This window comes from Billgrantia desiderata, assembly GCF_900108215.1.
Lineage (GTDB): Bacteria > Pseudomonadota > Gammaproteobacteria > Pseudomonadales > Halomonadaceae > Halomonas > Halomonas desiderata.
In genome coordinates this window covers 1-13054 of record NZ_FNVC01000027.1, presented here as the reverse complement: position 1 = coordinate 13054, position 13054 = coordinate 1, and the positions used below count along the sequence as shown (strand labels likewise).

Here is a 13054-nt window from a genome sequence, read left to right as displayed (position 1 = left end):
GACCGACATGCGAACGGGCACCCAGGGGTGCCCGTTGCGAAGTGAAGCGACCCACACGGCAGAGACCTCAGCCGCCGAGCTGCTTTTCCTTGAGTTCGGCCAGGGTCTTGCAGTCGACGCACAGCGTAGCGGTGGGGCGAGCCTCCAGTCGGCGAATGCCGATCTCGACGCCGCACGCCTCGCAGTAGCCGTAGTCCTCCTCGTCGATCTTCTCGAGGGTCTCGTTGATCTTCTTGAGCAGCTTGCGCTCGCGATCGCGGGTCCGCAGCTCCAGGCTGAACCCCTCTTCCTGGGTGGCCCGGTCCGCAGGGTCGGCGTAGTTGTTCGCCTCTTCCTGCAGATGGCGCACGGTGCGATCGACTTCTTCCATGAGCTCCTGTTTCCAGCCCAGCAGGATCTGTCGGAAGTGCTCAAGCTGCTGCTCGTTCATGTACTCTTCACCCGGTGCCGACTCGTACGGGGTGAACTTTTTGGGCGCTTCCGCTTTCTTGTCTGCTACTGGCATGGGACTGCCTCATTACTTGAGTGACTGCTGATCAATACCCGCCGCAACCTGGTGCAAGGTATCTCACGCCAAAGGCATGCTTGTTTATCGGATATTGGCCAACTTTGCAATACCTGGCAGCAACGCCTGGCATCCCCAGGTGAGTCAAATCAATGGTATGGTTTTTTGACCGTGGGAACGGGAAAAGTGCCCAACGTCGGTCATCTATCTTTGTGTTTCAGGAGTCAGCCATGTCGTGGAATCCGCGCGTTGATCGCGTCGCACCCTTTCGTGTGATGAGCCTGCTGGAGGCCGCTCAGGCGCGCGAGGCGGCCGGCCACGACGTCATTCATCTCGAGGTGGGCGAGCCCGACTTCGCCACCCCCGAGCCGGTAGTGGCGGCCGGACAGGCGGCCCTCGCGGCCGGACTCACGCGCTACAGCCCGGCGGCGGGGTTGCCGGCTCTGCGCGAGGCGATCGCCGGCCACTACGGCGAGCATTTCGGTGCCGACGTCGACCCCAGGCGGGTTCTGGTCACGCCCGGGGCTTCCGGCGCGCTGCTGCTGGCCAGCCAACTGCTGGTCGGGCCCGGCGACCGGGTGCTGATGGCCGACCCCAACTACCCCTGCAACCGCCACTTCATGGCGCTGGCGGGTGCCGAGGTGGACACCGTGCCCATCGGCCCGCAGAGCGGCTGGCAGCTCGATGCCAACCTCGTCGCGCGGCACTGGCAAGAGGCGACCCGGCTGGCGATGCTCGCCACGCCGTCCAACCCCACCGGCCATATGCTCGATGCGGCACAGCTGAAGGCGGTGGCCGACACGGTGGCCGCACGCGGCGGTCATTTGCTGGTGGACGAGATCTACCAGGGGCTCAGCTACGACATCGCGCCGCTGTCGGTGGCCTCGCTGACCGCGGATGCCTTCGTCGTCAACAGCTTCTCCAAGTACTTCGGCATGACCGGCTGGCGCCTGGGCTGGCTGTTGGCGCCCCAGGCGGCCGTGGAACCCTTGACCCGGCTGGCGCAGAACGTCTTTCTAGCGGCACCCACCCCGGCGCAGCATGCGGCGCTCGCCGCCTTCACCCCCGAGTGCCGGGCGCTGCTCGAGGCCCGCCGCAGCGAACTCGGCCGCCGCCGCGATGCGCTGCTGGCCGGGCTCGCCCGTCTTGGGCTTGCCCCCTCGCTGCCTCCCCAGGGCGCCTTCTACCTGTGGCTCGACATCTCGCGCTACAGCCGCGACAGCCAGGCCTTCTGTCAGCGCCTGCTGGAGGAGGAGAACGTCGCCATCACGCCCGGCATCGACTTCGCCGTCACGGGCGGCGAGTATCATGTGCGGATTGCCTTCACCACCGGGATCGAGCGTCTGGAGGAGGCGGTGAGCCGGCTCGAACGCTTCCTGGCGCGGCAGTAGGGGAGAGGCATGGAGTACCCGTCGCTGGTTCCCGGCGTGCTGCTGCGCCGTTACAAGCGTTTCCTGGCCGACGTGCGTCTCGACGACGGCCGCGAGGTGGTGGCGCACTGCCCCAACACCGGCTCGATGCGGGCGGTCAACGTGCCCGGCTGCCGGGTGTGGCTGGCACCGAGCGACAACCCGGCGCGCAAGCTGGCCTGGACCTGGGAGCTGATCGAGCTGACCCAGCCCGACGATAGCGTGGCGCTGGCCTCGGTGCATACCGGGCGCACCAATCGCATCGTCGAGGAGGCGCTGGAAGGGCAGCGAATTGCCGCGCTGGCCGGCTATGCCGAACTCCGGCGCGAGGCCAAGGTGGAGGGGGCGCGGCTCGACTTTCGCCTCGACGATCCCGAGCGCGGCACCGCCTTCGTCGAGGTCAAGCAGGTCACGCTCAAGGAAAGCGATGGCCACGGTTACTTTCCCGACGCGGTGAGCGAGCGCGGGCGCAAGCACCTGCTGGCGCTGGCGGCCCTGGCCGAGCAGGGGCAGCGTGCGGTGCTGCTGTTCTGCATCGCCCACGCCGGCATTCGCGACGTGGCGCCGGCAGCACACCTCGACCCGGCCTACGCCGCCACGCTCGAGGCCGTGGCAGCGCGGGGAGTGGAAGTGCTGGCCTACGGCTGCGAGTTCGGCTGGCAAGATTCACGGCCGGTGTCGGTGGCGCTGGGTGGCCAACTTCCGGTGTCACTCACTCGCCAAGTGAATGTTGCCCTCGGCGTCGATTGAGATCGCCAGCGGCTCCAGGAAGCGGCCCTGGCAGGGGCCGAACACGCACTCGCCGCTTTCCGGCAGGAACAGCGCGCCGTGCATGCCGCACTGAATCAGTTCGCCGCCTGCTTCGAGAAAGTCGCCATCCGGCAGGTTGAGCGGCACCTGCTGATGCGGGCAGCGATTGACGAAGGCGCTGACCCGGCCGTGAACGCGCACCAGGAAGGCCTGACGCCCGTCGGGCAGCGCGACACCCCGCGACGGCGAGGCATCGAACTGCTGCAGGTGGGCGATAGGCTGGGGCATGGGCTCAGCGGTCGATGTGGAAACGCTGCACGAAGCCCACCTCGGCCGGCTCCCGGTTGCGGTCGTAGCGCACTTCCAGATCGAAGCGCATGGGCTCGTCGTCACGAATGCGGAATACCGCCACCTGCGACTGCGTATCTCCCTCGCGCAGAGTGCGGAACTCCAGCGGCGTGCGATTCTGCCCCTTGAGTTCTCCCACCGTACCGCTGACCGGGGCATTGACCGGCCGCAGTTCGTTCCCGACCTCCTGCAGCACGCTGACGTTGAGCAGCGCCATGGCCGGGCTGCGCTGTATGCCGTGGGCCTCGGCCACGGCAGCGGGCAGGAAGTCGGTGCTCACCGCGCTGTAGTGGATCTGGTAATCGCCGACCTGTTCGTACTGCTGGGCATGCGCCGACAGCGACAGCAGGCCCAGCGCCAGCAGCAGGCCGGCGGCAAGGTGACGAAGCGGCAGGATGCGATGGCTCGACATGGCACTCTCTCCTTGAAGTGGCGGGCCTGCCTTGAAATGACCGACCCGCGGTTCGGCCTCAGCGGCGCTCCTGGCGTGCGACGCGGAAGATCGCGATCTCGCCGAACAGGTTGGGCCGCAGCCGGGTGGCCCAGTGGCCTTCGTGATCGCCGATGCCCACGGCACGGTCGGTGATGTGCACCCCCTTCTCGCGACACAGGTGCTCGAAGTCGTTGAAGGTCGAGAGATGGATGTTGGGCGTATCGTACCAGGCATGGGGCAGCGACTTGGAGACCGGCATGTAGCCGCGAATGCCCAGGTGCACCCGGTGGCGCCAGTAGGCGAAGTTGGGGAAAGTGATGATGCACTCGTTGGCCACCCGCAGCATCTCGTCGAGCATGCGGTCGGGGCGGCGCAGGGCCTGCAGCGCCTGGGTCATGACCACCAGATCGTAGGTGTCGTCCTCGAAGTGGACCAGCCCCTCGTCGAGGTTCTGCTCGATGACGTTGACGCCCTTGGCGATACAGGCCGTGATGCCGGCCGGGTCGATCTCCAGGCCGTAGCCGGTGACGCCCTTGTCGCGCGCCAGGGCTTCGAGCAGGGTGCCGTCGCCGCAGGCCAGGTCGAGAATGTGAGCACCCTCGGGCACCCAGCGATGAATCAGCTCCAGGTCGGCGCGCATCATGCGGTCTCCTCCAGGCCCAGCTCGCGGGCGACGCGAGACATGAAGGCGGCGAACACCGCCTGGTAGCGCGGCTCCGGCAGCAGGAAGGCGTCGTGGCCGTGGGGCGAGTCGATGTTGACGTAGCTCACCCGCTTGCCGGCGCGAATCAGGGCATTGGCCAGCTCGCGGGAGCGTGACGGCGGGAAGCGCCAGTCGCTGGTGAAGCTCACCACCAGGAACGGACACTGACAGGGAGCGACGGCTTCGGCCAGCACGCCGCCATGCTCCGCTGCCGGGTCGAAGTAGTCCAGCGCCTTGGTCATCAGCAGGTAAGTGTTGGCGTCGAAGGCGGTGGAGAAGGTGTCGCCCTGGTAGCGCAGGTAGGACTCGACCTGAAACTCCACGTCGTAGCCGAAGTTGAGGTCCGTGCTGCGCAGGTCGCGGCCGAACTTGCTGCCCATGGCATCTTCCGAGAGGTAGGTGATGTGCCCCACCATGCGTGCCAGCTTGAGGCCGCGTCGGGGGGCGGTACCGTGCTCGGCGTACCAGCCGTCGTGGAAGTCCGGGTCGGAGCGGATCGCCTGGCGTGCCACCTCGTTGAAGGCGATGTTCTGCGCCGAGAGCTTGGGCGTGGCGGCAATGATCACCGCGTTGGCGACCCGCTCGGGATAGAGGCGGGTCCACTGCAGCACCTGCATGCCGCCGAGGCTGCCGCCGATGGCGGCGGCGAAGCGCTCGATGCCCAGGCGATCGGCCAGGCGCGCCTGGCTGTGCACCCAGTCGCTCACCGTGACCATGGGGAAGTCGGGCCCCCACTGGCGCCCGGTAGCGGGGTTGGTGCTGATCGGCCCCGTGCTGCCGTGACAGCCGCCCAGGTTGTTCAGCGACACCACGAAGAAGCGGTTGGTGTCGATCGACTTGCCCGGGCCGATATGGGCGTCCCACCAGCCGGGCTTGCGCTCGTCGGCGTCATGGTAGCCGGCGGCATGATGGTGTCCCGACAGGGCATGGCAGATCAGTACCGCATTGGAACGCTCGGCGTTGAGCGTGCCATAGGTCTCGTAGACGAGATCGTAGGCGGGCAGGGTCCTGCCGCAGGCCAGGGCCAGGGGGTCGTCGAAGTGCGCCGTCTGCGGCGTCACCAGACCGACCGAGTCATCGGGAAGCTCGGGCATCTTGTCTTTTCATGTCCAGTCGTTGAGGTCCGTCACTGCGACAGTGGCTCACAGCCCCACCAGAGCGCCGGCAATGCCGGCGGCACGGGTCAGCGCGCCCACCACGATACCATCGACGATGCTGATGGCGATGAAGACCACGATCGGCGACAGGTCGATCATGCCCAGCGGCGGAATGACCTTGCGCACCGGCGCCATGATCGGCTCCACCAGCTGCATCACCAGCAGCGCCCCGGGATGGCTGGCGTTGGGCGCGACCCAGCTCAGGATGATCATCACGATCAGGGCGAAGAAGTAGATCTTGAGAATGGCGTTGGCGATGGCCGCAATGGCGCCGATCGCCACCTGGGTGAGCGGCGGCATGCCGATGCCGGCGATCTGCAGGATCGCCACGATGCTGACCGCCTTGAGCACGAAGGCCGCGGCCAGGGTGGCCATGTCGAAGCGTCCCAGCACCGGGCCGAGGAAGCCCTGAAAAGGGCGCACCACCGGCTGGGTGATCTTCACCACCGACTGGCTGATGGGGTTGTAGTAGTCGGCCTGGGATGCCTGCAGCAGGAAGCGCAGCATCATCAGGAACAGGTAGATGTTGATCAGGGTGTTGACCAGCAGCAGGCCGGCATTTCCCATTTGGCCCATGTGGGCTCCTCCATGTCGTCGAGATGGCCGCTCCGTCAGCGGGAGCGGCCTGAAAGACTATCGTTGGCCGAGAAGACTATCGCTGGCCGAGCTCTTCGGCCATCTCCCGGGCGCGGGCGGCGCAGGCGTCCATGGCGTCGGCCACGATGCCGCGCAGGCCGGCCTGCTCCATGTGCTCCACGGCACGCTCGGTGGTGCCGCCGGGAGACATCACGTTGCGCTTGAGGCGGTCCGGGGTGAGCTCGCTCTGCTGTGCCATGCGCGCCGCGCCGAGCGCCGTCTGGATCGCCAGTCGCCGCGCCGTCTCGGCCGGCAGACCGAGCTTGACACCAGCCTCTTCCATGGCTTCGAACATCAGGAAGAAGTAGGCCGGGCCGCTGCCGGAAACGGCGGTCACGGCATCCAGCAGCGCTTCCTGCTCGACCCACTCGACCAGACCCACGGCCTCGAGCAGCTCGGTGGCCTGGGCGCGCTGCTCGTCGCTCACTTCGGCAGTGGCGTACAGGCCGGCGGCGCCGGCGCCGACCAGCGACGGCGTGTTGGGCATGCAGCGCACCAGCGGCAGGCCGCCACCCATCCAGGCCTGCAGCGACTCGGCGGTGAGTCCCGCCGCCACCGAGATGATCAGCGGGCGCTGGCGCTGCAGGGTGTCGCGCAGTCCTTCGCAGACCTCGCGCATGACCTGAGGCTTCACTGCCAGCACCACGATGTCGGCATCACGCACCGCGGCCTGGTTGTCGGTGTTGGTGCGAATGCCGTAGCGCTCGTGCACCGGCGCCAGGAAGGCATCGCTGGGCGAGGTGGCGGTGATGGCGGTGGCCGGGTGGCCGTTGTCGATCATGCCGCCGATGATGGCGCTGGCCATGTTGCCTGCGCCGATGAAGGTGACTCTGCTGGCCATTGCGATTCGTCCTTCTTCTGTTATCCAGCGACCGGCCGTGTGCCGGTGCGAGTGCGTCTAGCGACGCGATGTGTCCCGTGCGCCAAAAATGGCCGTGCCCAGTCGTACCAGGGTGGCGCCCTCGAGAATGGCGGCTTCCAGGTCGTCGCTCATGCCCATCGACAGGGTGTCCAGCGGGGCCTCGGGGAAGCGCTTGCGTAGCGCTTCCAGGGCCTGGCGCAGGCGTGCCAGCGGGGCTCGCTGCGCGGCCATGGTTGCCGCCGGGGCCGGAATGGCCATCAGCCCGCGCAGACGCAAGCGTGGCAGTGAGACCACCGCTTGCGCCAGGCTTTCCAGCTCGGCGAAGGCCACGCCCGACTTGCTGGCCTCGTCGCTGACATTGACCTGCAGGCAGACCTCGAGCGGGCCCAGTGCCTCGGGGCGCTGGTCGTTCAGGCGCCGGGCGATCTTCTCGCGGTCGACGCTGTGCACCCAGTCGAAGTGCTCGGCCACCGCGCGGGTCTTGTTGGCCTGCAGCGGGCCGATGAAGTGCCACACGATGCCCTTCAGGTCGGCCAGTTCGGTCTGCTTCTCCAGTGCTTCCTGGACGTAGTTCTCGCCGAATTCCCGCTGGCCGAGCTGCCACGCTGCGCGAATCATGTCGGCCGGCTTGGTCTTGCTCACGGCCAGCAGCCGGGCCGCATCGGGTGCGCGTTCGGCCGCCGACAGGGCGGCGGCCAAACGTCGCCGAGCGCTGGCCAGCGACTCGGAAAGCATGGTATCCGTCATCTCAGCCACATGAAGTCCTTCATGTCCGCAAGGTCTGTCATACTCGCTGGAACCTTAATCGGGAGCAGGGGAATCGCATGGATATTACCGAACTGCTGGCGTTCTCGGCAAAACAGAACGCCTCCGATCTGCACCTGTCGGCTGGCCTGCCGCCGATGATTCGCGTCGATGGCGACATTCGCCGTCTCAATGTGCCGGCTATGGACGACAAGGAAGTCCGCAAGCTGATCTACGACATCATGGGCGACCGCCAGCGCCGTGACTACGAGGAGTTCTTCGAGACCGACTTCTCCTTCGAGGTTCCGGGGGTGGCGCGCTTTCGTGTCAACGCCTTCAATCAGGCGCGTGGCGCCGGCGCGGTATTCCGTACCATTCCCAGCGAAGTGCTGACCATGGAGGACCTGGGGCTGGGTGAGGTCTTCCGCCGACTTGCCCTGCTGCCCCGCGGACTGGTGCTGGTCACCGGCCCTACCGGCTCGGGCAAGAGCACCACCCTGGCCGCCATGATCGACTATATCAACGATCACCGTTACGACCATATCCTGACCATCGAGGACCCGGTGGAATTCGTCCATCGCAGCAAGCGCTGCCTGATCAACCAGCGCGAGGTGCATCGCGACACCCACGGCTTCGCCCAGGCGCTGCGCAGCGCCCTGCGCGAGGATCCCGACGTGATCCTGGTGGGCGAGATGCGCGATCTCGAGACCATCCGCCTGGCGCTCACCGCCGCCGAGACGGGCCATCTGGTGTTCGGCACCCTGCACACCACCTCGGCAGCCAAGACCATCGACCGGATCATCGACGTCTTCCCCGGCGAAGAGAAAGCCATGGTGCGTTCGATGCTGTCGGAGTCGCTGCAGGCGGTGATTTCCCAGACCCTGCTCAAACGGCGCAGCGGCGGGCGCGTGGCCGCCCACGAGATCCTCATCGCCAATGCGGCGGTACGCAACCTGATCCGCGAGGACAAGGTGGCGCAGATCTACTCGGCCATCCAGACCGGCGGCAACATCGGCATGCAGACCCTCGACGCCGCGCTGGCCAAGCTGGTGGCGGAGAACGTGGTCAATCGCGATGAAGCCCAGGCCCGCGCCAAGAGCGCGCTGACCGGCTGAGTGTTCGATAATGACGACAAGGGGGTGGGGAGATGAAAGCACAGGAATGGCTGGAGCAGCTGCTCGACATCATGGCCCGGCAGGAGGCCTCGGACCTGCTGATCTCTGTCCAGGCACCGCCTACCATCAAGACCGCCGGCAAGCTCACCGCGCTGGGCGACCAGCGGCTCTCGGTGGAGCAGGTGCGCGAGCTGGTCAACGTGGCCGTGCCCGAAGGGCTCAAGGAGCGCTTCGCGCAGGAGCGTGAGGCCAATTTCGCCCTGAGTCTCAGCGGGCGAGGCCGCTTTCGGGTCAGCGCCTTCCAGCAGCGCAACCAGTTGGCCATGGTCATTCGGCGCATCGCCTACGAGATTCCCCACCTGGAGGAGCTCTCGTTGCCGCCGCAACTGGGCGAGCTGGCCAATCTCAAGCGCGGGCTGGTATTCGTGGTGGGCGGTACCGGTACCGGCAAGTCGACCACCCTGGCGTCGATGATCCAGCAGCGCAACGAGACCGTGGGCGGCCACATCATCAGCGTAGAGGATCCCATCGAGTACGTGCATCCGCACAAGAAGGCGATCATCAATCAGCGTGAGGTGGGCATCGACACCGAGTCGTTCGAGGTGGCGCTGAAGAACACCCTGCGTCAGGCGCCGGACGTGGTGCTGATCGGCGAGGTGCGCACCCGCGAGACCATGGAACACGCCCTGACCTTCGCCGAGACCGGCCACCTATGCCTGGCCACGCTGCACGCCAACAACGCCAACCAGGCGCTGGACCGCATCATTCACTTCTTCCCCCACGAGCGCCACGAGCAGATCTGGCTCGATCTGTCGCTCAACCTGCACGCCATCGTCGCCCAGCAGCTGCTGCCCACTCGCGACGGCGGGCGCTGCCCGGCCATCGAGATCCTGCTGCGCACGCCCCTGATCGCCGACCTCATCCGCAAGGGCGACGTGGGCGAGATCAAGAACGTCATGGGCCGCTCCCGTGACCAAGGCATGCAGACCTTCGACCAGGCCCTGTACGACCTCTACAAGGCGGGCAGGATCAGCGAGGAGGTGGCCATGGTGCACGCCGACTCGGCCAACGAGCTGCGCATGATGATCAAGTACGGCGACGAGAAGAGCGACGTGCTGGCCAAGGCGCAGGAGTCCGCGCAGAGGCTGTCACTGCGCGACGACGACGACTTTTAGCCTCGAATAGTTTACGGCGTGTAGACGCCACCGAGGATGCGCGGGCCGGCGGCGCCGGTGACGCTGGGCAGATTGCCGGGCAATCCCTCCAGGCGACGCCAGGCGAGCCAGGCGAAGGCGCCGGCTTCCAGCCAGTCGGCCGGCCATCCCCAGTCGCTGCTGGGTACCAGGGCGGTTTCCGGCAGGTGGCGGGCCAGGCGGCCGAGCAGATCGCCGTTGTGGGCGCCGCCGCCGCACGGGATCAGCGCCGAGGCCGGAGGCGCGCCGGCCAGCTCGCGTGCCATCTCGATGCCCAGGGCCACGCTGGTGGCGGTCAGCTCCGCCAGGGTCGCCTGCACGTCAGCAGGACGCTCCTTACCCGTGAGGTGACCTGCGAGCCAGTCGAGGTGGAACACTTCGCGCCCGGTGCTGCGCGGCGGCGGGCGATGGAAGAACGGCTCGGCAAGCAGGCGCTCCAGCAGTGTGTCATCCACCTGGCCCGAGGCGGCCCAAGCGCCCTCGGGGTCGTAGCGGCCGCCGCGATGGTGGGTGTGCCAGGCATCCAACAGCGCGTTGGCCGGGCCGGTATCGAAGCCGATCACCTCGGCCTCGCTTTCCGCGGGTGGCAGCAGGGTCAGGTTGGCGAAACCGCCCAGGTTGAGCACCAGCTGCCACTGCCCCGCACGCCGGAACAGCGCCTCGTGAAAGGCCGGCGCCAGCGGGGCGGCCTGACCGCCGGCGGCCAGATCGCGGCGGCGGAAGTCCGCCACCACCGTGCAGCCGGTCAGCTCGGCCAGCAGGCTGGGATTGTCGAGCTGCAGGGTATAGGCCGGCCCTTCGGCGTGGCCCCAGGGCGCATGCTCGATGGTCTGGCCGTGGCTGCCGATGGCGGCGATCTGCCCGGTGGCGATGCCATTGCCGGCGAGCAGGTGTCCGACCGCAGCGGCCTGGAGCCGGCAGAAGGCATCCTCGGCGCCGGCCAGCTCGGCGAAGGCGATCCGCTCGGCTTGGCATAGCCTCAGCAGGAGCTCACGCAGCGCTTCGGGCATCGGCTCGGCGTGGCTGGCGAGCAGGCGCGCCCTCCCTGCGGCGTCGATCTCGACCAGGGCGGCATCGATGCCGTCCAGGCTGGTGCCGGACATCAGGCCCACGAACAGTGCCATCTCTATTTTCTCCCTTAGGCTGGGGGGACCGCGAGGCATCAAGTCATGCTACCATCGTGCCCCATTCGATGGACCCTGCCCGCAAGGGCGATCAACGTATTTGGAGTGGGAGACGATGAGTGAGGTCGCAAGCGCGCTGGCGCTGCTGAAACGAGGCACCCAGGAGATCCTGCTGGAGGACGAGCTGATCAAGAAGCTCGAGTCCGGCCGCAAGCTGCGCATCAAGGCGGGCTTCGATCCCACCGCTCCCGACCTGCACCTCGGCCACAGCGTGCTGCTGACCAAGATGCGCCAGTTCCAGGATCTCGGCCACCAGATCATCTTCCTGATCGGCGACTTCACCGGTCGCATCGGCGATCCCACCGGCAAGAACGTCACCCGCAAGCCGCTCACCGAGGAAGAGGTCCGGGTCAATGCCCAGACCTACAAGGAGCAGGTGTTCAAGATCCTCGATCCTGAAAAGACCGAGGTGCGCTTCAACTCCGAGTGGTTCAGCCAGCTCACCGCGGCCAAGATGATCGAGCTGGCCGCCCAGAGCACCGTGGCGCGCATGCTCGAGCGCGACGACTTCGACAAGCGCTACAAGTCGGGCCAGCCGATCTCCATCCACGAGTTCCTCTACCCGCTGGTGCAGGGCTACGACTCCGTGGCGCTCGAGGCCGACGTCGAGATGGGCGGCACCGACCAGAAGTTCAACCTGCTGATGGGGCGCGAGATCCAGAAGCACTTCGGCATGGAGCCGCAGGTGGTCATCACCATGCCACTGCTCGAGGGGCTCGACGGCGTGCAGAAGATGTCGAAGTCGCTGGGCAACTACGTCGGCGTCGACGAGGCGCCGGGTTCGATGTTCAACAAGCTCGTCTCCATGCCCGACAGCCTGATGTGGCGCTACTTCGAGCTGCTCTCGTTGAAATCGAATGAAGAGATCGAGGCGCTCAAGCGCGACGTCGAGGCCGGTGCCAACCCGCGCGACATCAAGATGATCCTCGCCCGCGAGCTGATCGGCCGCTACCACGGCGAAGAGGCCGCGGCCAATGCCCACAAGTCGGCCGGTAACCGCCTGGCCGAAGGCGAGCTGCCCGCAGACCTGCCCGAGGTGGAGGTCGACTTCGAGGGCAGCGCCCAGGCGCCCATCGCTGCGGTGCTCAATCGGGCGGGTCTGGCCAACAACAGCGCCCAGGCCAAGGACATGCTGGGCAACGGCCGGGTCAAGGTCGACGGCGAGGTCGTCGCCAAGGATGCCATGCTCGACACCGGCAAGAGCTACGTGATCCAGGCCGGCAAGAAGCGCTATGCCCGGGTGACGCTACGCTGAGTCATTCCACCGGCTCTCAGGCCAACCGATGACAAGTCAGTTGCTCTACCGACGCCCGCCCCGTGCGGGCGTCGTCTTCGCCCCGGGGGCAAACCATCCACAGCCCCTGGCCGCCGAGCGCCTGTGGATAGCTCGCTCGCCCGCGTCTCGTCACCGCGTTGCCATCATCCTGAAATTTTTTTACAGCCGCCCCTTGCGGGGCTCAGGGGAAAACCGTAAAGTACGCATCCGCTGCCGGTGACGGGCAACGTCGCAGGCGGTGCTAAGAGTGGTAAGTGGTTGTCGTTGTTTGAGTTTTTCGATTCGTTTCGCAAAATTCTCACTTGACGCCCACGGCGGATTCGGTAGAATGCGCCCACTCGAAAGCGGGTCCGGCAACGGGCTTGCGGCCGCCGGCTCCGGCTGGTCTTCGCGGTCAGGATCACCTCGGTGACGGCCCCGAAGAGAGTTGACAAACTCCGGCGCTTCAGTAGAATACGCCTTCCTCGCAGGGCGCTGGCGAGGCCCCTCGGTCCCTGGATCGACGGCCGCGACAGCAAGCGAGACGCTCCGCGCTTCAGGCTGAGGCTTGAAGAGAAAAGGAGCCGCTCTTTAACAATCGATCAGGTAATTCATGTGGGCGCTTGTCGATGAGGTGGTGAGAAGTCACACCATTTCAAGGCAAGCGACTCGTCGAGACCTTCGGGTCTTTTGAGAAGCTTTGACCTTGAGCCAAGTTTGGTCCGCTTTCTGCTCCTGTTTCGGCAGGGGTCAGGGTAAG

14 protein-coding genes are annotated in these 13054 nt (G+C 66.6%); 5 read left to right on the top strand and 9 right to left on the bottom strand.

The window, feature by feature from the left end; translation table 11 throughout:
- Nucleotides 1-67: 67 nt before the first annotated feature.
- A complete protein-coding gene (dksA, locus tag C4S71_RS19065) occupies nucleotides 68-505 on the bottom strand; it encodes an RNA polymerase-binding protein DksA (protein WP_086510443.1) in 438 nt (145 codons plus the stop codon).
- A 230-nt stretch (nucleotides 506-735) separates the two neighbouring features.
- Between dksA and C4S71_RS19060 the strand changes: the two genes are divergently transcribed.
- Entirely contained in the window at nucleotides 736-1896 is a 1161-nt protein-coding gene (locus tag C4S71_RS19060; protein ID WP_103970219.1) for a pyridoxal phosphate-dependent aminotransferase, read from the top strand.
- 9 nt (nucleotides 1897-1905) lie between these two features.
- The gene (gene sfsA / locus C4S71_RS19055) at nucleotides 1906-2664 is read left to right on the top strand and encodes a DNA/RNA nuclease SfsA (RefSeq protein ID WP_103970218.1); all 759 of its coding nucleotides are present in this window, start codon (nucleotides 1906-1908) and stop codon (nucleotides 2662-2664) included.
- Here sfsA and C4S71_RS19050 read toward each other — a convergent pair.
- The 7 genes from C4S71_RS19050 to C4S71_RS19020 form a co-directional block, all read right to left on the bottom strand.
- The gene (locus C4S71_RS19050) at nucleotides 2623-2952 is read right to left on the bottom strand and encodes a Rieske (2Fe-2S) protein (RefSeq protein WP_086510440.1); all 330 of its coding nucleotides are present in this window, start codon (nucleotides 2950-2952) and stop codon (nucleotides 2623-2625) included. The genes sfsA and C4S71_RS19050 overlap by 42 nt on opposite strands.
- Before the next feature lie 4 nt (nucleotides 2953-2956).
- A complete protein-coding gene (locus tag C4S71_RS19045; protein ID WP_103970217.1) occupies nucleotides 2957-3424 on the bottom strand; it encodes a DUF4426 domain-containing protein in 468 nt (155 codons plus the stop codon).
- 58 nt (nucleotides 3425-3482) lie between these two features.
- On the bottom strand, nucleotides 3483-4085 hold the full coding sequence (metW, locus tag C4S71_RS19040; RefSeq protein ID WP_086510478.1) for a methionine biosynthesis protein MetW: 603 nt from the start codon (nucleotides 4083-4085) through the stop codon (nucleotides 3483-3485).
- Nucleotides 4085-5242: a homoserine O-succinyltransferase MetX gene (gene metX, locus C4S71_RS19035; protein ID WP_103970216.1), complete on the bottom strand. Its 1158-nt coding sequence runs from the start codon at nucleotides 5240-5242 to the stop codon at nucleotides 4085-4087. Before metX ends, metW begins: the two co-directional genes overlap by 1 nt.
- Before the next feature lie 48 nt (nucleotides 5243-5290).
- Nucleotides 5291-5881, bottom strand: a complete 591-nt coding sequence (locus C4S71_RS19030; RefSeq protein WP_103970215.1) for a YggT family protein — start codon at nucleotides 5879-5881, stop codon at nucleotides 5291-5293.
- A 76-nt stretch (nucleotides 5882-5957) separates the two neighbouring features.
- A complete protein-coding gene (gene proC, locus C4S71_RS19025; RefSeq protein WP_086510436.1) occupies nucleotides 5958-6782 on the bottom strand; it encodes a pyrroline-5-carboxylate reductase in 825 nt (274 codons plus the stop codon).
- A gap of 57 nt (nucleotides 6783-6839) precedes the next feature.
- The gene (locus C4S71_RS19020; protein WP_103970214.1) at nucleotides 6840-7550 is read right to left on the bottom strand and encodes a YggS family pyridoxal phosphate-dependent enzyme; all 711 of its coding nucleotides are present in this window, start codon (nucleotides 7548-7550) and stop codon (nucleotides 6840-6842) included.
- Nucleotides 7551-7627: 77 nt separating this feature from the next.
- Here C4S71_RS19020 and C4S71_RS19015 point away from each other — a divergent pair, with 77 nt between their 5' ends.
- Nucleotides 7628-8662 carry a type IV pilus twitching motility protein PilT gene (locus C4S71_RS19015; RefSeq protein WP_086510434.1) on the top strand — a complete coding sequence of 345 codons (1035 nt, stop codon included), beginning with the start codon at nucleotides 7628-7630 and terminating at the stop codon, nucleotides 8660-8662.
- Between the two features lie 32 nt (nucleotides 8663-8694).
- Complete coding sequence (locus C4S71_RS19010; RefSeq protein ID WP_086510433.1) at nucleotides 8695-9837, top strand: PilT/PilU family type 4a pilus ATPase; 1143 nt, start codon at nucleotides 8695-8697, stop codon at nucleotides 9835-9837.
- A gap of 11 nt (nucleotides 9838-9848) precedes the next feature.
- Here C4S71_RS19010 and C4S71_RS19005 read toward each other — a convergent pair whose 3' ends face one another.
- The gene (locus C4S71_RS19005) at nucleotides 9849-10979 is read right to left on the bottom strand and encodes an anhydro-N-acetylmuramic acid kinase (RefSeq protein WP_103970213.1); all 1131 of its coding nucleotides are present in this window, start codon (nucleotides 10977-10979) and stop codon (nucleotides 9849-9851) included.
- 115 nt (nucleotides 10980-11094) lie between these two features.
- Here C4S71_RS19005 and tyrS point away from each other — a divergent pair, with 115 nt between their 5' ends.
- Nucleotides 11095-12294: a tyrosine--tRNA ligase gene (tyrS, locus tag C4S71_RS19000; RefSeq protein WP_103970212.1), complete on the top strand. Its 1200-nt coding sequence runs from the start codon at nucleotides 11095-11097 to the stop codon at nucleotides 12292-12294.
- The last annotated feature ends 760 nt before the right edge of the window (nucleotides 12295-13054 follow it).

Excerpts from the sequence above, each read along its gene's own strand:
- dksA (WP_086510443.1), bottom strand. The coding sequence starts at position 505 with ATGCCAGTAGCAGACAAGAAAGCGGAAGCGCCCAAAAAGTTCACCCCG.
- C4S71_RS19060 (WP_103970219.1), top strand. The coding sequence starts at position 736 with ATGTCGTGGAATCCGCGCGTTGATCGCGTCGCACCCTTTCGTGTGATG.
- sfsA (WP_103970218.1), top strand. The coding sequence starts at position 1,906 with ATGGAGTACCCGTCGCTGGTTCCCGGCGTGCTGCTGCGCCGTTACAAG.
- C4S71_RS19050 (WP_086510440.1), bottom strand. The coding sequence starts at position 2,952 with ATGCCCCAGCCTATCGCCCACCTGCAGCAGTTCGATGCCTCGCCGTCG.
- C4S71_RS19045 (WP_103970217.1), bottom strand. The coding sequence starts at position 3,424 with ATGTCGAGCCATCGCATCCTGCCGCTTCGTCACCTTGCCGCCGGCCTG.
- metW (WP_086510478.1), bottom strand. The coding sequence starts at position 4,085 with ATGCGCGCCGACCTGGAGCTGATTCATCGCTGGGTGCCCGAGGGTGCT.
- metX (WP_103970216.1), bottom strand. The coding sequence starts at position 5,242 with ATGCCCGAGCTTCCCGATGACTCGGTCGGTCTGGTGACGCCGCAGACG.
- C4S71_RS19030 (WP_103970215.1), bottom strand. The coding sequence starts at position 5,881 with ATGGGCCAAATGGGAAATGCCGGCCTGCTGCTGGTCAACACCCTGATC.
- proC (WP_086510436.1), bottom strand. The coding sequence starts at position 6,782 with ATGGCCAGCAGAGTCACCTTCATCGGCGCAGGCAACATGGCCAGCGCC.
- C4S71_RS19020 (WP_103970214.1), bottom strand. The coding sequence starts at position 7,550 with ATGACGGATACCATGCTTTCCGAGTCGCTGGCCAGCGCTCGGCGACGT.
- C4S71_RS19015 (WP_086510434.1), top strand. The coding sequence starts at position 7,628 with ATGGATATTACCGAACTGCTGGCGTTCTCGGCAAAACAGAACGCCTCC.
- C4S71_RS19010 (WP_086510433.1), top strand. The coding sequence starts at position 8,695 with ATGAAAGCACAGGAATGGCTGGAGCAGCTGCTCGACATCATGGCCCGG.
- C4S71_RS19005 (WP_103970213.1), bottom strand. The coding sequence starts at position 10,979 with ATGGCACTGTTCGTGGGCCTGATGTCCGGCACCAGCCTGGACGGCATC.
- tyrS (WP_103970212.1), top strand. The coding sequence starts at position 11,095 with ATGAGTGAGGTCGCAAGCGCGCTGGCGCTGCTGAAACGAGGCACCCAG.